This is a genomic window from Mesorhizobium sp. WSM4810 (assembly GCF_055811235.1).
This window is the reverse complement of sequence record NZ_JBVVQV010000004.1, coordinates 353,291-377,315: the sequence shown is the minus strand read 5'-3', so window position 1 is coordinate 377,315 and position 24,025 is coordinate 353,291. Positions and strand designations below refer to the sequence as shown.

Below are 24,025 nucleotides of genomic sequence, written 5' to 3'. Positions count from 1 at the left end.
TTTATTACAATCATGCAAACAGCTAAACCCCCGTACCCCATAACTACACCCCCAATTCTGCGGCATTTTTTTATTAAAACTTTTTCCCCCCCGCGCTCCTTTTTTGCCCGCCCGGGCTCTAAATAGCTTGAAACTGGATGGAAGTTGAAACTGGTGAGGTGATCAGCGGCCGTCTGGCGTGCGCAGGCCAAACCACTTGTCTTTGACCGCATTGTAATGTTCTTCGGGTCTGTATTTCGTTACCTGAAGGGCGAGACGCTCGACCGAAAGACGACCGACAGCCGAAAGGATGGCATAGCTCGCCACCACCAGATCGCGTTCCGAACTGGCCTGGTTGATCTTGGCGGTGATGAGGGTGGCCTGGGCGTTGAGAACGTCGAGCGTGGTGCGCTGGCCGACATTGCGCTCCTCGATGACGCCGCTCAAGGCAAGCTGCGCGGCGGCGATCACCTGCCTGTTGGCCACCACGCTTTGCTGGGCGGCGATATATTGCGTCCAAGCCGAGGTCACCGCTTGCCGCACGGTGTCGCGGCTGACATCGACCTCGATCCGGGCCTGGCTGAGCGATTCCTTGTTCTGACGCACTATCGCCGACGTCCGCCCGCCCGAATAGATCGGTATGGTCAGCGTGGCACCGATGTTGGCCGTATTGGTTGTGCCATCCCCACTGCTGAGGGGATCGTTTTTGATATAGTCACTGGAAACGCCGGCGGAAGCCGAAAGCTGCGGCAGCAGCGCGCCTTCGGCCGATTTCACCGAAAACGCCGCCGCGTCGACCAGATGCTGGGTGGCGAGGATGGCCGGGTGCTCACTGGATGCAATCGCGATCGCCGAATCGAGGTTCGACGGCAACAGCTTCGCCAGCGGCGAAGCGGCCCTGAGCCTGCCGGGCTCGTCGCCGACGATCTGGCGATAAGTCGCAGCGCTTGCCAGCGCCTGCGCGCGGGCGGCGGCCAGTTCCGCCACGGCGGAGGAGCGCTCGGCATCGGCCTGTGCGACATCGGTGCGGGTGCCTTCGCCGACTTCGAAGCGCGAGCGCGCCGCGCGTGCCTGCTCGGTCAGGAACTGCAGGTTCTGCTCCGTCAGCACCGCCACTTGCCGATCGCGAATCACGTCCATGTAGGCGCTTGCCGCATTGAACAGAATGTTCTCTTCGGTATTGCGCAGGCTCTCGACCGAGGCGCGGACCTGCGATTCGGCGGCGGCGACGTTGTTCTTGGTCTGAAAGCCGTCGAACAGGGTCTGGTCGATCTGGACGCCAAAGTTGCCGGTGGTTATCGCGATTTTTCCGTTCTCCCCGGGGATATTTCTCCGGGCATCGAAATACCCCCTGGAGTAGTCGATGTTCGCGGAACCGGTGATGGTCGGGCGCCAGCCGGACTTGGCGATGGCAACGCCCTCATCGGTGACGCGGACGCCGGCGCGCGCCGAATTGAGCTGGGAATTGTTCTGATAGGCTTTTGAAAGTGCGCCGAGAATGGTTTCCGCCGAGGCGCCTAGCGGAGAAAGCGCGGTCGCCGAAAGGAAGGCGGCAAAAAGACTCTTGCGTAAAGACGGCACGTTATTCCCTCATTCGTTTTGCATGGGAACCACACCGCGCCGGCTTCTCCCATTCGAGCAGCCGGCGCCGTGTGTTTCAGGTTCCCTGCTGTCTGCCCCCCAAAAGAACACCCCGGTTGTGCGGATCAGCAACAATTATTCAAGCGCAAGCGAACACGACAACGGCTTTGCTGCAAGCCAAAATCATTCAGAACTCGAACGCACGGATACGTTCGAATCCCGGTAGTGGCTTAATTGCCGCATTAAAGGCGCCTCTTCCGGTTACACCCCCCCCTGTTTTCAGAAACAATCGGGCCACGCCCGAATTGCCCTGCCCTTCGACGGCGACGAGCCGACCGCCTTCGGCAAGCTGGTCGAGCAGCGGTTCCGGCACTTTCTCGACGCAGCCGCCGATGAAAATGACGTCGTAGGGTGCCCCGGCGGCATGTCCTTCCGGCAGCGGTCCGTTGACCACGCTGACATTGTCGCAGCCCAGCGCCGAAAGCGTCGACATCGCGGTCTCGGCCAATGCCGGATCGCTTTCCAGCGCAACGACCGACTTTGCCAGCCGCGACAGGATCGCCGCCGCATAGCCGGTGCCGCCGCCGACATCGAGCGCCGAATCGCCAGGGCCGATCTCGGCCAGTTGCATCAGCTTGGCCAGCGGCGAAGGCTCCATGAGATAGCGCGGGCCGTCCGCGGTATTGGCAATGCGGATGTCCTCGTCGATATAGGCCAGATCGCGCTGATCGGGGGCGACAAAGGCCTCGCGCGGCACGACAAGCATCGCCTCGAGCAGCGGCGCGCTGGTTACGTCGGTGGTGCGGACCTGGCCGTCGACCATTTTTACTCGACGTTCGGCAAAATCAGCGCTCATGTTCCAACCAATCCGCCCAAGACCAACCTGTTCAAGATCAATCCGCCCAAGATCGATCCGCTTGCCGCGCCAAGACCGCGGCTCATGTCGACTGGAACCCCCTGGCGCTGGTGCGCGGGAGCTTGGGCAACTGGAGGCCTCGCCCGGAATCGAACCGGGGTGCAAGGATTTGCAGTCCTCTGCGTAACCACTCCGCCACGAGGCCTCATTGCTCCCGGCGTTCCACCCGGTTCCAATAGGTTGCGGCGAAAATGCCGTCAAGCGGCCATGGTGCATTCCCGACGGTTTCCCCTCGGCCACGATGCCACGCGTCGAGCCAACGACACGCATGCTCGGAGAACCGGAGCGCAGCGGACATCGGAGCAGTATTTCCAAACAAGGCTCTCAGCCAGTCCGGGCATTTAGCCAGGTCGCCGGAAAGACGCCTTCGCAGGGCTTGCCGGCTTGCGAAGTCGGTACAGCCGTCAGTTCGGCCGCCGCCGCCGTTCCCACCAGACGACGAGGCGGCGCCGGTGGCGACGCACCACGGCAAACTCGTAGGAGAGCACAAGCAATCCGATCGGCACCATCCAGAAGCCCAGGATCGGCAGAAAGCCGAGAATGCCGCCGAAGATCAGCACGACGCCGATTGCAATCCTGAGGCCGCGCGAGCGCGGCATGGTGAACTCACGGCCGAAGACCGATATTTTTCGTGCCGGTGGGTGGTTGTGGCTTGCTGCGCTCATGTCTGGTCAGTGGTCCGTTCGGGCAAACTAAAAGCACTAGCTGACGAAAGCCGCAATCGCCTTTTCGGTTCCGCGCACCCCGCCAGACGGCTCATATGAGGACGCCCGCACATGATTGCCAGAAATCGTGGCGCGAAAAAGCGCCGAAAATACGAAATGCTTCTTTGCAAAGCCGAAACGGGTTTGCTATAGGCTGCGCCACTCACATGAGAGCCTCTGTTCCCCGGTAGCTCAGTGGTAGAGCAACCGGCTGTTAACCGGTTGGTCGCTGGTTCGAATCCGGCCCGGGGAGCCAACATTTTCAAGCACTTAGATACCAATCTGAACTCTGCAATTTCGCAGGCAACTCGCTCTGGGCTACATTCCGGGCTACATCTGAGGCAACAAGTGACTTTCGCGTTTGCTTTCGTCACTCGACGATTGGCGTTCGTCGCAGCTGACCGGCGCTTAAGCGGTGCGCCCGACGCGCATGGCCTTCTAGCTACCAAGCTGTGCAGCCTTGAGACGTCCGACGGTCAAGGTTTCATCACTTACGCTGGCGCTGGCGCCAGGTCGGGCCGAAAGCCGTTCGAGGTCAGTGAGTGGATCGAGCGCGTTTTGCGTGGTGCCAACCGGACATTAAATCAGACCTTGTTGGAGATTGCTGCTGCTGCTGAGGAGAAACGTTTGGATAGCCATGCTGCTGGCCACACTTTCGGCTACGCGGGCTTCGTGGACGGGAAACCCAGGTTGCACGCGATCACATCGCGAGATGAAATGCGAATGCGGGTCAAAGACAAGAACTCGCCGGTGGACACCGGAGGCCACACCAGGTTTCGGGTGATGAATTTCAACCTCGGCGACCGAGTAGACAATTGCGCTCGCTCGTGGGAGCGGTGCCCAACATTTCCCGCCGCACGCAATTATACAGATGATGGCGAGGCAGTCTGCCAAGGCTCGCACGAAAGAAGTTGCTGCGGATCGTCTTTGCGCGTGGTTTAACCACATCAACCGAGAGATCAGCGCGAAAGAGTCCGCAACTGTCGGGCCTGAGGCAGTTTGCGCATGGAAATTCGCCGGAGGCGGAGGTGCGCACATTGCCTACGATGCCAACGGCCAGCGGAGTAACAACGCTGGCTTGTTGCCGGCAATTTCAAAAGGCTTCCCGCTGAACCAGTTGCTCCAGCCAATGTGGGACCAAATGCAACTGCGAATGAAAGGGTGGAAGCCGGGGGATCCTCCGCCGGTACCTTCCCGCGAGGACTTGGAGGAATTGAACAAGATCGCCCGGTCGATCGACACTAGACCGCAACGAAAATTCTAAAGACACCCCGCCTTGGTCAAATAGCCCGCCACCGTGAGGCAGCGGGCGCCGTATGACCGCACTCTGCTTGACCTTCAGGCAGCCCTCGAATCCGCCGGGGTCGAGTTCATCCCCGAGAACGGCGGCGGCGCCGGGGTGAGGTTGAGGAAGAAATAACGCGGAAATCGTCAGCGCGCCCTTGCACTTGAAACTACACTTTTATGCGATAACCCTTTATGCGGATTGCTCTGGCTTGCCTTTGCGCCAGATCGGCGCGATGCTGCCCTTGGGAGTTGTCAAAGGAGAGATCTCCAGCAGCACACCGCTACCAGGAGGTAAGCGATGGGTCCTATGGAAAAGCCGCCTTATGTGCCGACAGAGATTCATGTCGGAACGGTCACGGACAAGATCGGCAATCTCGGAATCCTCTCAATCCAGACGACAGAAGGCCGCCTGGATGTTGCGCTTGACCGCCAGGCAGCGGAGGCGATCGTCAATGCCATTAGCGCAATTCGGAGGAAGCTTGCATCGAACCAAAGCTGGTGGCCTAGTCGTTCAACATTCTGCCGGTAAAAGCTTTCTAGTGACTTCCGCTTTTGCGGTTGGAGGGGCATCAACTGAAACGGCTTTGGAGATTCCTGATGCACCTCGTCATAGCAGCACTGAGATGGCAGTCCAATCGTTCGAAGGCAGCACTGCTCCTGGGATCGGCACTTTTCGCCGCTAGCGCATCCGTAGCATGGGCCGATGCTCTTGAGGTTTTGCAAGGCGTATGGGTCGGGGAACGCACCGACTGCACGAGGGTGTTCGAGAAGATCCAGGGGAAAGTCCGCTTCAAGGACCGTACCTATGCGTCCGAGCACGGTTTCATCATTACCGGCAACAAGGGAAAGGGCCCGGTTGGGGGCGCCTGCACGATCTCGCAAGTCAACGAGGAGAACGACCGCTTCTCCGCCCTATTAACCTGTGCGGACGCTGTTGTATCCCGGAACTTTTCATGGTCATTCCGCATCATCGACGCAACCCACTTTGAGCGCTTTGATGCGATGGTTGGTGCCTTTAAATACAAGAAATGCGCGTTCTGACTAAAGCGTTGAACAAGCCTGCCCGACACCCACTCATGGAACCGAGTCTAGGCTCATCCGATTTGAGGGCTAGAGGAACCGAACACAGCCGTCTTGCTAAGTTAGCAGCGATGCTTGAGCGGCCTACAGTCTTCCCAGCCGGCGAACCTACCCCGTTTGCTGGTTAGGCCCGGCGGCCGGCTGTTGATCACCCTCAATAGTGGCTGTCGGGCCGCTCGAACTTGCGGTGATGGCTGAAATGCAAAAAGCCCCGCCGCTCCATTTGCGAAGCGGCGGGGCCCCCCACTCGCCCCGATGCTGACCATGCAATTGCGGCGCCAGCAGCAAATGACCCACTGTGGGACAGGCCCACGGGCGCCGTGGTTTTTCCGTGCCGTACAGAGCCTCGCCAGCGTGCGTTCCCGCTGGCCGCTGTCCTACACCGCCGAAGCACCTCGCGCGTCCTGGCGGCCCCTTGTGCCAGCGCCGGCACTCACTCTTTTAGGCACCAAATTGACTCTAGGCTCATCCGATTTGACAGCCAGGGGAACGGAACGTGACCATTTTACTAAATTACAAATGATGCATTTAGCCGCCTATCGTAGAAGTAGCCGGCGACCGTCCCGCAGACGCCCCCTCGCCGGTCAGGCCCAGCGGCCACCCGCCCAACTCCAACTGACTGCTGGGCCGCCCATTGACTCTCGCTCTCGCTACTCAAAGCTCGGGCTGCGACGTGCACACCTTCGCCGTGCGTAACGGAAACTCAGGCGCTATAGAAAATACCTGCCAGCGAGGGCGTACCATGCCAAGCCCAACATTGAGAGCACATACAGAACCAGGAACGGAAGCACGGGCGGCTGGCTGTCTAGGACGGCGTCAGCTTCTTCCCATTCCTCAACCAGATTGCGATCCCGCCACGCCTCCGTGACCGCGAAACCGTCCGGCCCGATTTTACCCTCGACCTCTCTCGAAATTCTTTTCGTGATATCGGCTAGGATCACTGGATCCTCGGGCAGGTTGCCCGGAAACCACTCAGGAAGATTGTCGCCATCGTTCTTGTCCATGGCGCCAACAATGTTTCTGCCTCACTTATGTTCCAAGTTGCTGAGCAAGATGGTGGCTGCCGAGCGAAGAAAGCACTGCGCCTAAAACTTGTAATACGCCCTATCCACGAGGGCGAAGCACTTGCGAAGGCAATCATTGAGACCGTCGCAAGGCTAGAGCGCCGCGACAGCGAAAATCCGTGACGCCTAAGCTCGGCGACGCTCTTCGGACCCCAGCCCTGCCCTGAGTGCCTCCAGGCTGTTCGCGCCATTTCTAAATAGCAACATGACTAGCCACGCGGCGTCGTCACGGCCTTGCTCGTCCGAAATCCCACGAGTGAGGCAATACTCGTCCAAAGCTTGGCGAAGAATGCTGAGCTGTTCCGGGTCAGCTATTCCTGTGAAAGGCATCGGGCCAACTCCCTTTTGCGTTAGGGCGAAAGCGATCGACACTTTCAATCGCCCCTGTGCCGTTCGAAAGCAGGCGACGGTTTATTGTACGAGATCGGGCAGAGGAGTCTATTCGGAAGTTGGTGGAAAAGCCCGCCTACCGCTTGGCAGCGAGGGCCTTTGCTTCCCGGAGCAGGGATGCCCAATGGAGCCCGAGGAAAAAGATAAGCTCTCGGGCCTGTTCTTCAGTAATGCCGGTTTCTTTGACCAAGCGTCGAACGACGACTTCAGGGTTGTTGGGCGTTCTGTCCTGTTCGTCAGCCATAGGAGAAACTCCTTACGTTGGTAACTTCGCTATCTAGCGCTTGTTCCCAAGCGCGTGACATCGCTCGGCTTATTGCCAGAGGCTGGCGCAACGGAAACTCAAAGCGCGCTATGGAAGATACCAACTAGCGAGGGCGTACCCTGCCAAGCCCAACATAAAGAGCGCATACAGAACCAGAAACAACGGAACCACGGGCGGCTGGCTGTCGATGGCGGGGTCAGCTTCTTCCCATTCCTCAACCAGATTGCGATCCCGCCTGGCCTCCGTGACCGCCAAACCGTCCGGCCCAATTTTACCGTCGAACTCTCTCGAAATTCTTTTCGTGATATCGGCTAGGATCACTGGATCCTCGGGCAGGTTGCCCGGAAACCCCTCAGGAAGATTGTCGCCATCGTTCTTGTCCATGGCGTCAAGAATGTTCTCTGCCTCACTTATGTTCCAAGTTTCTAATGTGAAATTTTGACCAGATCCGGCCACCTCAACGGCGTGGTAAGGAAAGGCGGCTGTCGGGGAACGACACAACCAACCCTCAACCAGCCACCCAGACAAGCAGTGCGACGCCGATGAAGAGCATGGCCCGTTGGGCCTGTCCTAAACTTCTAGGCTGATTTGCCGGACGCCGATCACTTCCATGCACATCATGAAAAACGCGGCGGTGAAGCTGCCCCGGCTTATCTTGTTGGCCAGATTGCGCTCGCTCTCGTGCGCCCCTCGTTCATTCAATTTCTCGGCGAGCAGCGCATAGGTTATGCCCCGGCGTTTCAGCTCGCCCTTCAGAATGTTTTTTGCTTTTTCCTCATAGAACGCGGTGGGGGAAACATCGTCGGACATCATCATTTCTCCTGCGAAAAACACCGCAAATGATGATGTACCCCCTTGCATCTGCTGATTCAAGATCCCACATCCGATGTGCAACATCATCGGATGTGATATGTCTCGGCGTTTTTTCCTCCTTGTGGTTCTTTTCCTCAGCCCTCATTGGCCATGGCCGGGAAGAACTATGCCGAGTGGAACCCGCCCGCCCGCTTCGATCACGCCTATACCGGCCAGTTGACCGTGCGTTATCTGCCTCAGAAGAAGGTCGTCACGGCTTGCGCAAAGCTGTTTGCCGAATACAAGGTTGCGACGAAGTCATCCTTTACCCAGCGCGGGTGCTCAGCGATCACCAACAAGACATCCTGCACCGTGATTGTGATCGACAAGACCTTTGGGCTAGCTACGCCGAAGGCAGTCCTTCGCCACGAAATCGGCCATTGCAATGGCTGGTCGGCGAGCCACCCTGACTAGTACTTCGGGTACGATTGCAGGAGCATCGAAACGAGCGCGCTGCTGCTGCTCGTAAAACTGACCACACGGTTGCTCTGCAGCACAGTCGGATGATCCCAGCCCCAACTTCTCGTATGGCTGCCTGGGTGTCCTCGCCCTGCTCTGTCAGATTGGTCCAGGTGATGTTGTTCGTGTTGCGCTTGCACTTCGCCGTAACGGCGTCGCTACCGGCCAGAAACTGCTTGGGCGGATTGTCCATGCCGGCGATTTTCACAAGGGCGTCGCCAAGTTTGGCGGGGTCACCCTGCTGCTTGCCGTTGTAGCCGGACCACATGGCTTTGGCGCTGCCTTCTGCAGCATAGTCGTCGATGGTGCTGCTGCCGTACCTGGCGTTCTGATCGTCGAGGAGGTCGGTGCGGAAAAAGCCCGGCGCGACGGCTGTGACAATGATGCCGAATTGAGCGACTTCCTGAGCCACCGACTGCGAAAGGCCTTCGACGGCGAACTTGGCGGCGCTATAGGCTCCGCAATGCTTGAAGCCGATGATTCCGGCGAGCGAACTGACGTTGATAATGTGTCCTGAGCGCCGCTTGCGCATGACCGGAATGACCGCACGCATGACGTGAACCACGCCGTGCAGATTGGTCGAAATCAGCCCATCGATTTCAGCGGTGGTCAACTCTTCGAAATTGCCGAGCAGGCTGTAACCGGCATTGTTGACCAGAACGTCGATGCGGCCGAACGCCTCCATCGCCTTGTCGACGGCCGCCTTGGCCTGAATTGCATCGGCCACGTCCAACTGGACGACCGCAAGTCTGTCGCTGGCGACACCACGCAGGGCGTTCCTTATCTTGTCGGGATTGCGGCCGGTGGCGACCACCCGATCGCCTGCTCCCAGTGCCGCCCTGGCGGTTTCGGCGCCGATGCCGCTGCCAGCCCCTGTGATGAACCAGACTTTGCTCATCTCCAACTCCTGTTTTCGATGATCAGGAAGTTAGGTGATGGCGCGCCGGCCGATTAGACGGCATAATCGGCATGAAGTTAGAAAAATGGTCGGCCGCCCCTTACCCCCTGTATCGGAGAGCGTCGACCAGAAGCGTAAAAGCGGCAGTATGCTGCCGCCGACTTGGATAATAGAGGTGGTAACCAGAATATGGCGGGCACCAGTCTTCCAGCACCCGGACCAGGCGGCCGTCCGCAATATGCTGGGATATCTGGTTTTCGAACGTGTACACCAAACACAAGCCATCGACTGCGGCATGCAAGAGCATCTCGCTGTCGTTGAAAATAACCGGTCCATTGACCCGGACCTCAAGTTCGACACCGTCCTGTTCGAACTCCCAGGCATAAAGGCCGCCCCCGGTGTTCTGGCGATAGCTTGCGCATCGGTGTTCGCTCAAGTCGCGGGGTGTCTGCGGGGCGGGACGATTGGCAAAGTAGGCCGGGGATCCCACGACTGCCATCCTGACGTCTGGGCTGATGCGGACCGCAACCATGTCCTTTTGCACCTGTTCACCCATGCGGATACCGGCGTCGAAGCGCTCTGCGACAATGTCGGTGAGACCTTCATCGACATGGACCTCAACCGTGATGTCGGGATAATTCTGCAGCAGTTTCGACAATACGGGCCACAGGACAGTTTGGGCGGCATGCCGGAACGTGGTGATGCGGATCGTGCCTGCAGGCTTGTCGCGAAGCGCGGTGAGCGCAGCAATTTCACTGTCGATATGGTCGAATGCCGGCCGCAGGCTGATAAGCAGCCTTTCGCCTGCCTCGGTCAGCGACAGGCTGCGCGTCGTTCGCGAGATCAACCGCACACTGATCCGTTGTTCGAGCATGCGCACCGCATAGCTGAGCGCGGATTGGGAGAGGCCGAGCTTCGCGGCCGCGCGTGTAAAACTCCCCTCCTCGGCAACCGCGATAAACACAGCCCATTCGCTGAAGTCGCCTTTTCTCACCTATAAACCTCATTTCTGTATCCATGAGGATTATGGCGGATAATCAGCATACCTGTCTCGTCATATTTATGCTCCGCGCGCCCCGACGGCACGAGTCAGCATCAGGACTGCCTGGTACTGCGCGGATTCCGAACGCCCCGATGGCAGCCGAGCGCCGACAAGGCGTTATCTGCCTTGCTCGCTGCCGGAACAGCAAGCAGCGAGCAGAAGCGGTCTGGCGTAAAAACGGCTACGTCAGATTGAACGGCAATTGACGCAGCGGTTTTCCCGTGAGCCGTGCTATTGCGTTGGCAAATGCCGGCGCCAATGGTGGCAAGCCGGGCTCGCCCATGCCCGTGGGCGGTTCGGCGCTAGGGACGATGTGGATGTCAAATTCCGGCACGTCCGTGATGCGCGCCACCGTATAGTCACTGAAGTTGCTCTGCTCGACGACGCCGTCCTTGAGCGTTATTGCAGAGCCTGCCAAGCACATCGACAAGCCCATGATCGCCGCGCCCTGTACCTGCGCCTCCACGGTCAGAGGGTTGACGGCCAGATTGCAGTGAACCCCGGCCGTGACCCGATGCAGTTTAGGCTGTCCATCGGCAACAGAGGCTTCCACTACGTAAGCGACCACTGAGCTGAAGGACTCGTGCACCGCCACACCCCAGGCCCGCCCCTCGGACAATTGCGTCTTGCCGTACCCGCTCTTGTCGACGGCCAGCTGCAATGCGTCACGATGGCGGATGTGCTGATCGCCGAAGAGCTGCATGCGGTAGGCTACAGGGTCTTGGTCGGTTGCACGCGCTATATCGTCGAGCAGGGTCTCCATCACATAAGCCGTATGGGTGGAGCCGACGCTGCGCCACCACAGGACCGGCACGTTGTCCTTGGGATGATGCACCGTCAGCCGCATTGGAAGCGGATAGGGAGCCCGCATGCCCTCCGTCGTGGCGGCGTCGATGCCGTTCTTCACCATGAACTGCTCGAACACGGTTCCGGTAAGTATCGACTGGCCGACGATGCTGTGATCCCAGGCCAGCACCTTGCCTTGATTGTCAAAGCCGATGCGGGCGCGGTGCAGGTGCAGTGGACGGTAGTAGCCGCCCCTCATATCGTCCTCGCGGCTCCAAAGCGTACGGATCGGTGCATTCAGCCTCGCCGACCTGGCGGCCTTGGCTATTTCGCAGGCCTCGACCACGGTGTCGGAGGTGCTGGAAAAGCGCCGACCGAAGCCGCCGCCCGACATCTGCACGTTAAGCACGACCTGTTCCGGCTTGAGGCCGAGCGCGGCTGCGGCAGCGGCGGCATCGGGTCCGGCACTTTGGCTTCCCATCCAGATCTCGGCACGATCATCGGCAAGCCGTACCGTGCAGTTCAGCGGTTCCATCGCCGCGTGGGCGAGATACGGGAACACGAACTCAGCTTCCAGCTTCAGCGGCGCCGTTTCCAATGGCACCATGTCTGAATCGAACTGGCGCGGGCCGGGCCGACTGGCCATCTCGCGATAGTGCGCGAGTTGCCGTTCGCTATCGACCTTTTCGACGGCAGATGTGTCCCACTCCACCTTAAGGGCATCGCGGCCCTGAGACGCCTGCCAATATCCGTCGGCCACGACGGCCACGCCCTCGGCACCGCGATCCAGCGGCACGCGCAGGACGGCCCTCACGCCCTTGACGGCGCGGGCTGCGCTGTCGTCCAGGGTGGCTATCCTAACTCCGAAGACCGGAGGACGAGCCACCACGGCCGTCAACTGTCCAGGCAGCTTGAAGTCGATGCCAAAACTCTGTTGGCCGCTGCTCTTGGCTTGAGCGTCCAAACGCCGGGTGGGCTGGCCGATGATGCGGAAATCCTTGGGATCCTTCAGCGCAATCTTCTGCGGCACTGGCAAGGCCATGGCCGCTTCGGCAAGTTCTCCATAACCGAGCTTGCGGCCATCGGAGGCCAGAACCGCGCCGGCCTCGGTTCGCAGAGTGGACGCCTCCACGTTCCAGCGGGTCGCCGCGGCCGCCAGCAGCATGGCGCGAACACGAGCACCCAGTTCGCGATACTGCGTAAAGCTGTTCTTGATTGTGTTCGAACCGCCGGTAAGGTGCATGCCGAAGAGCGGATCGACATAGGCGATGTCATTGGTGCCGAGTTGGCTGCGCACCAGGTTCCAGTCCGCATCGAGTTCTTCGGCAAGGATCATGGGCAATGCCGTTTGGACGCCTTGACCGAACTCCAGCCGGTTGATTGTGACCGTAACCTCTCCATTGGGCGCGATGTGGACAAATGCAGAGGGCTGCTCGGTCGGCTTCAGACTGGCTGCCGCCTCATCGGCCTCGGACGACTGCGCGACTGCCAAATCAGGGAAAATGCCGACAGCCAGGCCGAGGGTCCCCGTCAGCTTGAGAAAGCTGCGGCGTGGCATCGCCTGGACCGTCGTTGAACGGCCCCGTTCCAGGATGTGCTGCAGCGCACGCGGCAGCTCTTTGTGATCCATGTTGGGGAACATATGCGTCTCCTTCAGACGAGGGTGCTGGCGGCGTCGGCTATAGCGGCGCGGATACGGGCATAGGTTCCACAGCGGCAGATGTTTCCGGCCATGGCGGAGTCGATCTCTTCGGCGGTCGGCTGCGCGCCGGGCGACAGCGACGCGAGCAAAGCCGTCGCGCTCATGATCTGGCCGCTCTGACAGTAGCCGCATTGTGCCACGTCGTGCCTGACCCATGCAGCGTGGACAGCCGCACCGACACGGTCGGTGCCGTCGGTTGTCTTTTCAATCGTGGTGATCCTGCCGCTTTCAACGGCGGAAACCGGTGTGCTGCACGAGCGGATTGCCTCGCCGTCCAGATGCACCGTACAAGCGCCACAAAGCGCTGCGCCGCAGCCGAATTTGGTGCCGCTCATTCCCAGCGTGTCACGCAGGACCCAAAGGATCGGGGTTTCGGGGTCAACGTCAACCTCGTGCTCTCGCCCGTTGATATTCAGTGAGATCATGGCCGGTAGTTCTCCTGGGTTGCTCCACCCGAACAGGCTTGCCAAGCGGCCTGGAGCTTCCCGGCCGACTGAGACATTGGCAATTTGGTGACTAGCGCTAAAGCTAGCTCGCCGGGCGATGCTGGATTAGACGGCGCAATTTGCATGACCTTAGAAACGTGGTTTCTGAATACGTCGCACAGGCGAGGCACGTCCGCGTTTGCGCGGTCAGCGCCGGCATTGCCGTTCACGGGGATCGAAAAGCAGTAGATGCGCCAGTTGCGGCGAACGGCCCTGAAAAGGACTGCTGCTTCCGCTTCGAAAGATCAACACCTCAGGCCGCCAAACGTTCAGCGCTGTGCATAAACCCGGCTAGAGTGGATTGAATCGAACGCTTGGTACCCGCCCGAGACCGTCCTCACAGATCGGGGAAGAGCGGCGCGGCCCTGCTCGTTGCAGACGTTCGGAAGGTCGCCATAGGTGGGAGGCGGCCGTTGCCGCGAGGTAGTTGCTGCCTGCCCGAGCCGGGACCTGGACAGCCATCAAGGCTTCCACATGTCATTCCACTACCCGAGCGGTTTCGACATCGATTTCGTCGTGAATTTTCTCATCATGACGGAAACTGATCCAGCTGATCGGAATGGAGGCGAGATAAAGGACAGTCAGAACAACCAGAAACTCGCTGGGGTAGAGCATGACGGCCGCAACTAGCCCTGCGACTGCCAAGAACAACGCAATCATCGTCCTCTTGGGGACTTGGCAAGCCCACTTCTTCCCGGAAAAAGTCGGGATCGTCGAAACCATCAAGAAAGCGATCAGAGCTGCGTGCAGCCCCGCAATCTGAACAGTTGCAGGTGTCGGCGAAGCCAGCGATATGGGCAACAAAACCGTTAGGGCAGCGGCCGGTGTCGGCATCCCAGTGAAATACGCTTTCTGCCATGCCGCTGCTGCCGAATTTGACTGCGCATTGAAGCGCGCCAGGCGCGCGGCCGAAGCAAGAGCGAATGCCATTAGGCACAGGCTGAACGGGCCGGTCATCAATGCCTCGCCCCAAAAGAAAAGCAGGACGATCGGCGCTACGCCGAAGCTAAGAAAATCCGCAAGACTGTCAAATTCGGCTCCGAACTGTGACGACGCATGCAACCGCCTCGCCAGACGGCCATCAAGACCGTCGAGCACTGCTGCCACGACGATCGCCAACAGTGCGAATTCGAACTCGTTTTCGATCGAGAAGCGAACGGAAGCCAAGCCCGAGCAAAGCGCCAGCGCTGTTATGGCATTGGGTATCTGCTGGACAAGTCGAGAATGTGTTTTGCGGCCATCCAATAGCGTGTTCTTGCTGTCGTTCAATGCCGCGTCAGCCGACTTGCGTTCATTCGCCATTGTCGATCTTCCTTTTTCTCTGCCATCCCCTGCTATTCGCTCGAGATTGGTTCCGGTTCTGCGACGCAGCCAATGCCGCCCTCGCAAATATTCGGACGCGAGTTCGTCAGCGTAACCAGGAGGTCAAGCCGCTGGCGACCCTTTTGAATCGTTGGATCGACGGAGTGCCAAGCGGGACGATTGGAGAACAATCCGAGGATATCGTCTGTTACGAACTGAAGCTGCGATGTCAGGCTGTGAAGGAGGGAGCTTTCGTATCGAGCCGATATTTCGGATGGTCGGTACCCCATCAACTCCAACAGCGTTGGCGCTATCGCAAAATGAGTGGCCATGTTCGGATATTGCGTGGCGACTTTCTCAAAGCGGGCCCGAAGCTCCTCATCCCCGGTTGAAACTAACATTGGAACTATGGCTTCGTTCGGGTCTACATTCGTATATGAACTGCAGTGCGTGAGACGGCCGACGCTGAAATTTTGTCCATGGTCCGACGTGTAAATCATCGTTGCGTCCCTCCAGTCGGCCCCATCGATCAAACGGGACAAAGTGCGGTCTGTCGACCAGCGCACCGCGTTTGCATAGGATTGAAGCGTCCCTGAGGTGCCGGCGTCGGATGCAAACTCCGCAGGCGACCCGTCACTGTAGGGGAAATGCGCGCCATTCTTGTTCGCGTATATAAAAACAGGATCGCCGACGCTCATTTCCTTGAGCACGATATTAACGAGTTCATCGTCGAGATCATGCGTTCGAATTGCATTGTCCAACTTGTAGAATCGGTCGATCGAAATCGCTTCGGCGGGCGTCATGTAGTTTTGCAGTTTGCCATAGACGGTGACGAAACCTGCCTGGGCGTCTATGAACACGGTGCGATAACCTGCCCTCCTTGCATACTGCCAAACTGTCGGGCTCGCCCTGACTGATTGAATTAGATCTCGAGGATAGGCCATGAAGCGAAGCAATGCGTTCGATTGAAGAGAGCAATTTGAGCCGGACACAGCGGGGCCAAAATCAATCAATCGGCTTCTGAGTTCGGCCAGTTGCGGAGTGACGGGGTTACGGGGCTCAAGACTTACGAAGTCGGACCGAATGCTTTCGTCGACCAGCAGCACGATAGCCCGCGCCTGTTTTCGTTCCGGCGTCATGGATACGATTTCCCGCTCCGGGAACGTTCCACTGTTCAACTTGTAAGCTGCGATCGCTGCCAGGGACAGCGGCGAGAACTGCTTCGGCAACGCTTCTGAACCTTTGCCCTCTCGATAAATAACCACGCCCGCAATGAGGACGATCGGCAACATGGGCACTAGTGGTGACCAGTATCTGGTCTTGCGTGCCGCCAGTGGCGGAAGGGAGGGGGGCATGGCGATTGCGACAACACCCAATATCGCGACAGCGACCGACCACCAAATCGCATTGGAATAAAATTCGGACGCCCTGTGAGCCTCGTGGCGGACCGTCCAGAAATTGAGAACGTCGAAGATGAAGAACTCGGACCCTTGGACAAGGTAATAGCCATAGGCTGCGGCGCTTGATATCGCGAGGGGGACAGCCCACAAGAGCCGAATGATCCAGTTGGGATGAAAGGCAGCGGCCAACACTGCCAACACAGAGATGACCCAGATGATGCTGAAGATCACCAAGGTCAGCTGGCGCTGATCGTCAATGAGCAACCGGATGCGGTCGATAAAGCCATGATTGGTGAGGAGGATCACTGCGAGCAGCAACGCGCATTTCAGGGCAAGAAGTGACCTCCCTTCTCGCATTGACGCCTCCATGCCTCCCCCTTCCCTGTCGCCCAGCATTGGCCACGCTTTGGGGTGTTCGGGCAGGGAGTCTATCGTCGGCTAAGTTTTCGGGAAGTTCACAATATGACAGATAGATGACGTTGTTGGACAGCAGAAAGGCGGTGCCTATAAGCCATGCACCAAGCAAAGGGAGTAGAAGCAGGCCTAGCATCAGCCCGATGGGGAATTGGATTCCTGCGCAACGTCCTCGGACGCCTCTCTGACGGACGCAGTCGTCGTCCAATTCAGTGCCAGCAGCCTTCGACCACGTACGGACGGAAGTCATGCTCAGGCTTCTATCTGGCGACGATAACCTCCGTGCCAAAGCCGGATTAGCTGGCGTTCGTTGCATAAGCCCAGAAGTGCGATTTCTAAGTACGCAGTTCCGATCGGCGAGCACGCCGCTCCAAATCGGCGATCGCGCGCAGGTAATGCCCCTCGAACAAACAACGTTGGAAGGGAAATCCCCGGAGGCATAGTCAGGCCCGGCGAACTTCCGCGACGCCATAACCGATCTGGCAAACTTTGCTACGCTTCCTTCGTGGCGAACCCCAACGCCGCCTGGCCGGCGCCAACCTAGGCAACCCCACCTCCCCCGCTCCCTGCGGCGCCGGCCATCTTTCCGCTGATGCATGTCGCGCAAAAGCACGTCCTCGGGGTGGAACCGAGGGTGCGCAGCGGTTTTGCAATACGGCGTGCATCACTTCAAAAACCCTAAGCGAGCCGCATGCGTCGCATGGGTCCATTCCAACGCGACGCGCTTTAGGCAGCTACATCGGTTACGCCGTCACGCCACCGCGACCGGTTTTCTGTGCCGTCATCCAGGGCATAGCTGCAGAGGCGTCCTCGAGAATTTTGGCCGATCTCGCGAAGCCGGCGAAAGCCTCGCGTGCAACGGAAATGGAAACCTGGCCATCATAGGCGCGCTGGCAGGCGCGGAACGCCGTGTCAAAGATTGGCCCTCGGCGATTGTTCGGCGATTCCTGCAGGAACTCGAAAGCATCGGCCAAGCATTCGATTTCCTCCACCATGAACTCCCCTTTCCTGACGAAAACAGTCCGGTCGAAAGTCCTGTCGTTCATTACCACGAGAGCCGTGAGCGACGGCTGCAGAAAATATGTGAAGCGCACTTTTTGTTGGCAAGGAACGGCCAATTCGGGACTGAAGCAAACCTCCTCGCAGGACAGGGACCGCATGCGGAACGTCGCTGTGTAGCGCTGCAACCCGCAGCCGAGGACGGCCTAAAGGCCATCGCTCCCGATGAAACCGAACTCTCGCAAAGGCCGTCGGCAGCATTCGTCACGCCGGAAGGCCTGGACAAAAGCCCGCGCCCTCGGGGAGAAGACGCGGGTTGACCGGAGCTACCGATCTCGCAGCATTGTATGAGGGGACAATACTACGCTGCTGGCACTAAACTTTCGTCGCAGGACAGTGTTCCAGCCTCACAGGCTGGCACAGGCAAAAAAAGCCCGCCGTACCCGCAGGTGCGACGGGGCGATCAAGCGGTCACCAAGCACGGCTCGGGGGCTGAGATGTGCCCGGTGCGCGCGGAGCGAGAAAAATCATTCGCGTGCCGGCTGCCCGGCGTCTACCAACCGCCAGTTGGAAGAGTGGGCCGAACGGAGAGCCCGCGCCTCTGCTGGAACAAGGACACGGCCTATTCGGCGCGCTCGCTGGCTCAGTCCGGCGCGCCTGGACGCGGCTTCCGCGCCCGGTCAATTCGCCTGGAACAAAACATTCCAGAGGTGGTTTTCCCCATGAAGGGACAGACTTTTCGAAGGAGACGTCTCGTGAAAAAAGTTCTGATCACCAGTATGCTGGCCATAGGCGTTGGCTGTGGCGCAGCATTCGCTCAGGAACAGCAGCCGGCCCAAAGCCAGTCCGGCACCGACTGCCCGGCCGGCTCGGCCGGTTGCCCGGAAGGTGCTGTGGGCGAACAGGGTAAGGCCGGCGCCACCACCGAGCAGCAGACTCAAGGCGAGGCCGGCGCCACAACCGAGCAACAGGCTCAGGACAAGGCTAAGACCCAGACCGAGCAGCAAACCCAGGGCGAGGCCGGCGCCACAACCGAGCAACAGGCGCAGGAAAAGGCCAAGACCCAGACCGAGCAGCAGACCCAGGGCGAGGCTGGCGCCACGACCGAGCAACAGACGCAGGACAAGGCCAAGACCCAGACCGAGCAGCAGACCCAGGGCGAGGCCGGTACCACCACCGAGCAGCAGACTCAGGGCACTACTCAGTCACAGGATGAGACGGAGACCGGCGCGATCAGCAATGTGACCGTTGAGCAGAAAACGCAAGTCACCCAGATCCTCAAGCAGGAAAAGGTCGAACCGGTTGCCGACGTCGACTTTGACATCTCAGTCGGTGTCGAGGTTCCGCGGCAGAGGGTTGAACTGCGTCCTCTGCCACGGCGAATCATCGAGATCGTCCCGGCTTACGAAGAGTACCAGTATTTCGTGTTGGCCGATGGCCGTATCGTCATCGTCGACCCGGATACATTCAAGATCGTCCTTATTCTGACCTGACGCCCTAGTTCGGGCTAATCGAGGGGTCCGCTGCTCCACGGCGGACCCCTCGTCTGCATCGACCAGTCTCCTGCCACCGAAGGCACGGCTATTACGCCTGTTCAACTGACAGGCTTCCTGCGTGTCGAGGTTCCTTCCAGCCGCTTCCCAACTGGATTACATCTGGACGACGTCTTCCCTGCTCAAAAGGCCTGAGATAGGACTTCGGTCTGGCCGGCTGCCGACCATGGGCTGGCCCAGGCAGTGCTTTGGTCCGGGACCGCTATGGCAAAAGCCTGAAATGGGGGAGTTTCTAGGAACCGAGCTCCTGCAGGCGTCGTTGCGATGTCGACACCGTGACAGGAGGCTGCAATCGACCCCAGCATTCACCAGGCACGTTGGCTGCTTTTTCCGGTACTTGGCCTAGTGTTTGGGGTTGCAGCCGTTGGGCTTTTCATCGGCTGATGAGGTCGACCGATGAAGGCAACGCACTCGCGCAGTCATGAGTCCCTTCCTGCGCCAGCGAGACCCACCGGTTTCTCCCCTTGAGACTGGTGGGTCTTGACACAGCCCAATGATGGCGAAAGCGTGATAAATTGGTGCAGAGTACAGAGGATTGAGTTGGGCGAAGGAATGACTTGGGCAAAGGATTCCTGGGCGAATTCGAAATAGGTAGAAATGCAACCTGGAGCGTGACGGTCAAAGGATACTCTGGCGTGCTATTGGCAAATTCATTGATCACAGAAGCAATACGGCCGCAGCGCCCGAAGCATTGTGAGACAAGAGTTCTCGCCAGTGCGCGGCCTGCCCGGCCTCAATCGCAGCGCAGTCTCAAATCTCTTCGAGGGCTTCGCGTCGCCATCTGCCTGAGCGCATCGGCCTTGGTTCTCGTCGTGAGCCCCTACCGTGTGGCACAGGACGGCCTGTCCCTGACGCTAAGCCCGCAGGCCGCCTGGGCACAAGGGAACTCTGGGAAGGCTGGGAACTCTGACTCCGGCACCTCTGGAGACGCTGAAAGCCCCGGCAACTCTGGAAATGCCCCTGGCAACGCCACAGACCCTGGCAACGCCGCAGACCCTGGAAACGCCACAGACCCTGGCAGCGCCACAGACCCAGGAAATGCCGCAGACCCAGGAAATGCCGCAGACCCACAGGATACGGACCCGATCGGCAACGCGGACGAGGACGAAGCAAAAGCACTGAACGTCACGCCGCCGACAAATCCGGCTACCGCGCTAAATCCTGGCAACAAGCCCAAAACATATATCAACGCGACCACTGGAGACCGAGTGGAGGTGCGCGGGGCAAGCGTGGGTGTGGTGCATTCCAACGGGCTGAGCGAGCGCATCGACGGCGGCCATTATGAGATGCGCGATGCCATGGGCCGCACCATCATTCGGCGGCAGGCAAAGAACTCCGATCGGCCAAGACTGCTCCGGATGATCGAGTGAAGGCGCGTTCCACTGACCGCAAGGCTGTCTTGCTTCATGCAGGATGGCCGACAGGCGGATGCTGATGCTCGGTCGCGTCGCGCAATGTCATCGCGGCTTCGGTCCGGTTGCTCACATTGAGCTTGGCCAGAATCCGCGTCATGTGATGCTTTATGGTTTTCTCGTGCAGGTTCAGCTGAAGACCGATCCGCTTGTTGCTCAATCCCGCGGCAACGAGCGTCAGGATCTCTCTTTCGCGACTGGTGAGTTCGGCCAGCACGTCGGGTTTCTCGATCGCGGTTGATTGGCTCGACAAGTCGACCAACACGCGCGCCGACAATTGCGGGCAAACATACCGCTCGCCCATCGCCACCGTGCGCAGTATGGCGGCCAGGGTTCTCGACCCGACACCCTTCAGGACGTAGCCTTTTGCCCCGCTCTGCAAGGCGGTCATGACGTGCTGGTTTTCCTCCGAAACGGTCAGCATCACGATTTTCAGATCCGGGTGCCGCTCCAGAGCCGGCTCGACCGCGCTGAGGCCCCCTCCAGGCACCGAGATGTCCATCAGCAGAATATCGAGTTGCTGGTCTTCCGATATCCGCAAGGCGTCATCTCTACTGCTGCCTTGGGCAACGATCTCGAACCCGCCGATCTGCTCGAGGGTGCGCACAACGCCTTCCCTGAACAGCGGATGGTCGTCGACAATGGCGAGCTTTATGGCCGCTGCCATCACGCCTGTCCTATTTCGACTGTGTTGAGAACCATTTTCACCACCGTGCCATTCTGTGAAGATGTTACGTCAAATTGGCCGCCGAGGCTTTCTACCCGCTCACGCAGCCCGATGAGCCCCAGCCGTTCAGGGTGGATGATCTTCGGGTCGAAACCTGGGCCGGTGTCGGAAACCTCGATACAAACGCGCTCCCCGTCGAAATGTTTCGCGACCGATTGACCGGCACCCCCGGCATGGTGGAAGCCGTTGTTCAGCGTCTCCTGAATGAAGCGAAAGATGCAGATCTTGGCCGCTGGCGACAAGGGTGTGTGGTTCCCGGTCATGGACAGCATCACTTTGACGCCGGTCCGCTCTTCGTGCGCTCGCACGGCAAGCTCGAGGATTTCCGTCAACTCGGCGTTCTCGACATGCGGCAGCATAAGACCCTTGCTGACATTCCTGATTTCTCGCATCGCATCGTCCAGATTCGCTTTGACCACCTGCAATTCCCGCGCGCGCGCCGCAGCCGGCGTGGCAGGATCGGCTAGCACGGGGCTGTCAATCCCTAGCGCAGCGAGGGCAACCAGTTGCGCCGGCCCGTCGTGCAGGTCAGCGCCGATCCGCCTGAGGTAACGCTCGTTAAGTGCCGTGGCGCGCTGCGAAGCACGCTGCACCCGCAGCCTCAACATTCTGTTTTGAGCAACCAGGCCGGAAAGTTCGGCAATGCGCTGCTTCAAGGAGCGGCTCTGCGAACGAATCGTGCGGCTGCCACGAAAAACGATCACCGAAAGACCGAGGAAAAAACCCGCGGTGACGGCTGCGACATCGAACCAGGTCCGAACCAGTGCCTGCCGGAGATCCTTCTCAAAATCGGTGGCGATCTCGTCGAATTCCAAAACAGCCACGACTTCGCCCGACCATGGCTGAAGCATCGGGTTATAGATTTCAAGAAGATGCAGGCCGCTGTCCCTCTCAGCCTGGTTGTCATAGTGCCTGTCCAATTCAGCAACCATGTCGCCGGCGAATGCGGCCCGGAGATTGTCGCTGAGTGGAAAGCGCTTCCCGACCAAATTTTTATTGGTCGAATAGAGGATGGTGCCATCGCGGCGCCATAGCTTGACCGATTCGAGCCTTTTGGCGAGCGCGCCTTGTCCCAGCGTTTCATCTAGCGCGTGCGCAACGCTCTCGTCCAGCATCTCGCTCCTGCGCATGTCGGGAAGCAGCGGCGCGATGACGCTGTCGACGTAAAGAGCGGTAGAGGCGGCCGAGTTCCGGGTGACGGCGGCTTCAATCTGGCTTGTCACGGACATTCCCACCACGATCATCGCCGACAGCGAAAACAGCCCGCCGGCGAGCAGAAACTGAGTGGCCAGCGACAGTGCATTCCACCGATCGAGCAATCTTGTCGGTCTGTATGGCGCCATATCTCCACCGGCCCGGTCGGCGGCGCGTCGCGCCAGCGGCACGATTCGAGAGAACCAGCCAATCTGTCGTCGAACGACGCTAAGTGACGCCATCTTTGATCTGCACCGATCAATAACAAGGAAACCTAGGGCTTGCGGGCTGGACGAAAACCGCAACCTTGCGGTTTTTTGCGCAAGCGCCACTGCCATGGTTGAGCGAGGCAGCAAATATGACGCCTCAACCACGTGCTGCCGGCACCGGTCGCCCCTGGCAGCGCGGCGGAAGGTGCGGCGTCTTTCACTTCCGGTCGCGCAATGCTCTCACCGCTTGCGTAAGGGTCATCCGATCGTTGCCGTTCTTTTTGATCAGCCTGCTGACCTGGCTGGGCGAAACGCCATTTTCTCGCGCGAAATGCTCCACCTCGTAATACTGATCCACCGACAGGCGGTCGCGGTCGAGAAACGATCGATCTTTGTTGTTGTCGTCCATTTCCGTTTTCCCACTAAAGCTCGTTTGAACATTGGACGCAAACTAGGGACCACCCGCCAAATCGAGGAATGGCGGGTGGTCCCTTATCGGCGCAGGAAGGGACTTGGCTGCGCAGATATGTTCGTCCATCGGTCACATCGTTAAGTCGGTCGTTCGTCAGCTGACGACTATTCCAATTGCCAGGAAGGCAATGGAGACAGCGAAGACCGGTGCAAGTAGCCAGCGGGCTTGGTGAACACTATTCTCCATCGATTCCTCCCGTGACGCACGGCGAGCAACGAGTGCAGGCAGTCGTGGTTCCGGGCCACACTCCATCGTCGCCCTTTGCGCACGACAATTCAGACTTAGGTCCAATGGCACGGCGTCTCTGGTCGGACCGAAGCCCAGCCGCGGAACGTTTGCAGCTGTCTCGTTGTTGAAGGTGAGCTTGGCGCGACGAAGATGCGTCCCAGCGCAAGACAGCTCATCAGGAAGGAAAAACTTATGAGAATGCATCTTTCCACTGCAGCCGCAGGATTTCTGCTGCTGGCAAGTGTCGGCGCCGTGGCTGCCCAGGACGTGATCATCCAGCCCGAACAGGAGACCGTCATCAGGGAGTATGTGAAAAAGCAGCCGCTCGCCTCGGTGAACCTGCTTGGCGTGGAGCTCAATATCGGCTCGGCGCTGCCCGAGACGGTCGAGCTTCATGAAGTTCCCGACGTCCAATATCGCTACGTCGTCGTCGACAATCGGACCGTTCTTGTCGATCCAGGCACACGCAGGATCGTTAAAATCATCGATTGACTGAAATGGCCTGGGAGGAGCCGCGCGCCCCGGGGGGGCGGCGGGGCGCGGGGGGGGGGGGGGGGGGGGGGGGGGGAGACGCGACCGGTTGGTATAGCCCCAGGGGAGATGAAATTTTATAGTGGGGTGGGGG

23 protein-coding genes, 2 tRNA genes and 1 pseudogene are annotated in these 24,025 nt (G+C 59.4%); 8 read left to right on the top strand and 18 right to left on the bottom strand.

The annotated features are described in order from the left end of the window. Nucleotides 1–162 precede the first annotated feature (162 nt). The 4 genes from AC0L3O_RS08980 to AC0L3O_RS08965 form a co-directional block, all read right to left on the bottom strand. Nucleotides 163–1,560 (bottom strand): TolC family outer membrane protein, encoded by a 1,398-nt coding sequence (locus AC0L3O_RS08980; protein WP_473533977.1) that lies wholly within the window; start codon nucleotides 1,558–1,560, stop codon nucleotides 163–165. Between the two features lie 187 nt (nucleotides 1,561–1,747). Further along, a complete protein-coding gene (locus AC0L3O_RS08975) occupies nucleotides 1,748–2,416 on the bottom strand; it encodes a protein-L-isoaspartate O-methyltransferase family protein (RefSeq protein ID WP_287229303.1) in 669 nt (222 codons plus the stop codon). Between the two features lie 131 nt (nucleotides 2,417–2,547). Beyond that, nucleotides 2,548–2,621, bottom strand: a tRNA-Cys gene (locus AC0L3O_RS08970). A 259-nt stretch (nucleotides 2,622–2,880) separates the two neighbouring features. Next, nucleotides 2,881–3,141, bottom strand: coding sequence for a hypothetical protein (locus AC0L3O_RS08965; protein WP_023802589.1), 261 nt, complete (start codon nucleotides 3,139–3,141; stop codon nucleotides 2,881–2,883). Nucleotides 3,142–3,361: 220 nt separating this feature from the next. Here AC0L3O_RS08965 and AC0L3O_RS08960 point away from each other — a divergent pair. The 5 genes and pseudogenes from AC0L3O_RS08960 (at nucleotide 3,362) to AC0L3O_RS08940 (ending at nucleotide 5,508) form a co-directional block, all read left to right on the top strand. Continuing rightward, nucleotides 3,362–3,436: transfer RNA gene (locus tag AC0L3O_RS08960), tRNA-Asn, on the top strand. Between the two features lie 92 nt (nucleotides 3,437–3,528). Continuing rightward, nucleotides 3,529–4,122 (top strand): hypothetical protein, encoded by a 594-nt coding sequence (locus AC0L3O_RS08955; protein WP_473615388.1) that lies wholly within the window; start codon nucleotides 3,529–3,531, stop codon nucleotides 4,120–4,122. Nucleotides 4,123–4,483: 361 nt separating this feature from the next. Then, nucleotides 4,484–4,600, top strand: a pseudogene (locus AC0L3O_RS08950) (XRE family transcriptional regulator); the annotation flags it as partial. Between the two features lie 165 nt (nucleotides 4,601–4,765). Further along, on the top strand, nucleotides 4,766–4,996 hold the full coding sequence (locus AC0L3O_RS08945) for a hypothetical protein (protein ID WP_473615387.1): 231 nt from the start codon (nucleotides 4,766–4,768) through the stop codon (nucleotides 4,994–4,996). Between the two features lie 68 nt (nucleotides 4,997–5,064). Further along, nucleotides 5,065–5,508, top strand: coding sequence for a hypothetical protein (locus AC0L3O_RS08940; RefSeq protein ID WP_128246819.1), 444 nt, complete (start codon nucleotides 5,065–5,067; stop codon nucleotides 5,506–5,508). A 749-nt stretch (nucleotides 5,509–6,257) separates the two neighbouring features. Here AC0L3O_RS08940 and AC0L3O_RS08935 read toward each other — a convergent pair. The 11 genes from AC0L3O_RS08935 to AC0L3O_RS08885 all read right to left on the bottom strand — a co-directional run bounded on the left by AC0L3O_RS08935 (nucleotide 6,258) and on the right by AC0L3O_RS08885 (nucleotide 17,652). Next, on the bottom strand, nucleotides 6,258–6,551 hold the full coding sequence (locus AC0L3O_RS08935; protein WP_473531115.1) for a hypothetical protein: 294 nt from the start codon (nucleotides 6,549–6,551) through the stop codon (nucleotides 6,258–6,260). 526 nt (nucleotides 6,552–7,077) lie between these two features. Beyond that, the gene (locus AC0L3O_RS08930; protein WP_473615386.1) at nucleotides 7,078–7,245 is read right to left on the bottom strand and encodes a hypothetical protein; all 168 of its coding nucleotides are present in this window, start codon (nucleotides 7,243–7,245) and stop codon (nucleotides 7,078–7,080) included. 108 nt (nucleotides 7,246–7,353) lie between these two features. Then, the gene (locus tag AC0L3O_RS08925; RefSeq protein WP_473615384.1) at nucleotides 7,354–7,650 is read right to left on the bottom strand and encodes a hypothetical protein; all 297 of its coding nucleotides are present in this window, start codon (nucleotides 7,648–7,650) and stop codon (nucleotides 7,354–7,356) included. 186 nt (nucleotides 7,651–7,836) lie between these two features. Beyond that, entirely contained in the window at nucleotides 7,837–8,139 is a 303-nt protein-coding gene (locus AC0L3O_RS08920) for a DUF6471 domain-containing protein (RefSeq protein WP_287285440.1), read from the bottom strand. Between the two features lie 322 nt (nucleotides 8,140–8,461). After that, nucleotides 8,462–9,475 (bottom strand): SDR family NAD(P)-dependent oxidoreductase, encoded by a 1,014-nt coding sequence (locus AC0L3O_RS08915; protein ID WP_473615383.1) that lies wholly within the window; start codon nucleotides 9,473–9,475, stop codon nucleotides 8,462–8,464. A 100-nt stretch (nucleotides 9,476–9,575) separates the two neighbouring features. Further along, nucleotides 9,576–10,469 carry a LysR family transcriptional regulator gene (locus AC0L3O_RS08910; RefSeq protein ID WP_473531117.1) on the bottom strand — a complete coding sequence of 298 codons (894 nt, stop codon included), beginning with the start codon at nucleotides 10,467–10,469 and terminating at the stop codon, nucleotides 9,576–9,578. A 229-nt stretch (nucleotides 10,470–10,698) separates the two neighbouring features. Continuing rightward, nucleotides 10,699–12,945: a xanthine dehydrogenase family protein molybdopterin-binding subunit gene (locus AC0L3O_RS08905; protein ID WP_473615382.1), complete on the bottom strand. Its 2,247-nt coding sequence runs from the start codon at nucleotides 12,943–12,945 to the stop codon at nucleotides 10,699–10,701. Nucleotides 12,946–12,956: 11 nt separating this feature from the next. After that, the gene (locus AC0L3O_RS08900) at nucleotides 12,957–13,430 is read right to left on the bottom strand and encodes a (2Fe-2S)-binding protein (RefSeq protein ID WP_287185242.1); all 474 of its coding nucleotides are present in this window, start codon (nucleotides 13,428–13,430) and stop codon (nucleotides 12,957–12,959) included. 537 nt (nucleotides 13,431–13,967) lie between these two features. Next, nucleotides 13,968–14,792, bottom strand: a complete 825-nt coding sequence (gene pssA, locus AC0L3O_RS08895; RefSeq protein ID WP_473615380.1) for a CDP-diacylglycerol--serine O-phosphatidyltransferase — start codon at nucleotides 14,790–14,792, stop codon at nucleotides 13,968–13,970. 32 nt (nucleotides 14,793–14,824) lie between these two features. After that, nucleotides 14,825–16,588 (bottom strand): sulfatase-like hydrolase/transferase, encoded by a 1,764-nt coding sequence (locus AC0L3O_RS08890; protein WP_473615379.1) that lies wholly within the window; start codon nucleotides 16,586–16,588, stop codon nucleotides 14,825–14,827. 761 nt (nucleotides 16,589–17,349) lie between these two features. Next, nucleotides 17,350–17,652: a DUF982 domain-containing protein gene (locus AC0L3O_RS08885; RefSeq protein ID WP_473615377.1), complete on the bottom strand. Its 303-nt coding sequence runs from the start codon at nucleotides 17,650–17,652 to the stop codon at nucleotides 17,350–17,352. A 708-nt stretch (nucleotides 17,653–18,360) separates the two neighbouring features. On the opposite strand from AC0L3O_RS08885, the gene AC0L3O_RS08880 reads away from it, so the two are divergent. Further along, complete coding sequence (locus AC0L3O_RS08880; protein WP_473615376.1) at nucleotides 18,361–19,098, top strand: DUF1236 domain-containing protein; 738 nt, start codon at nucleotides 18,361–18,363, stop codon at nucleotides 19,096–19,098. A gap of 617 nt (nucleotides 19,099–19,715) precedes the next feature. Further along, a complete protein-coding gene (locus tag AC0L3O_RS08875; protein WP_473615374.1) occupies nucleotides 19,716–20,528 on the top strand; it encodes a hypothetical protein in 813 nt (270 codons plus the stop codon). 34 nt (nucleotides 20,529–20,562) lie between these two features. Here AC0L3O_RS08875 and AC0L3O_RS08870 read toward each other — a convergent pair whose 3' ends face one another. From AC0L3O_RS08870 to AC0L3O_RS08860, 3 genes are all read right to left on the bottom strand, one after another. Further along, nucleotides 20,563–21,237 (bottom strand): LuxR C-terminal-related transcriptional regulator, encoded by a 675-nt coding sequence (locus AC0L3O_RS08870; protein WP_473615373.1) that lies wholly within the window; start codon nucleotides 21,235–21,237, stop codon nucleotides 20,563–20,565. Further along, nucleotides 21,237–22,640 (bottom strand): sensor histidine kinase, encoded by a 1,404-nt coding sequence (locus AC0L3O_RS08865; RefSeq protein ID WP_473615402.1) that lies wholly within the window; start codon nucleotides 22,638–22,640, stop codon nucleotides 21,237–21,239. The genes AC0L3O_RS08870 and AC0L3O_RS08865 overlap by 1 nt, the downstream gene beginning before the upstream one ends. Nucleotides 22,641–22,917: 277 nt before the next feature. Then, a complete protein-coding gene (locus AC0L3O_RS08860; RefSeq protein ID WP_023803623.1) occupies nucleotides 22,918–23,109 on the bottom strand; it encodes a DUF3606 domain-containing protein in 192 nt (63 codons plus the stop codon). 483 nt (nucleotides 23,110–23,592) lie between these two features. On the opposite strand from AC0L3O_RS08860, the gene AC0L3O_RS08855 reads away from it, so the two are divergent. Beyond that, the gene (locus AC0L3O_RS08855; RefSeq protein ID WP_027156174.1) at nucleotides 23,593–23,892 is read left to right on the top strand and encodes a DUF1236 domain-containing protein; all 300 of its coding nucleotides are present in this window, start codon (nucleotides 23,593–23,595) and stop codon (nucleotides 23,890–23,892) included. Nucleotides 23,893–24,025 lie beyond the last annotated feature (133 nt).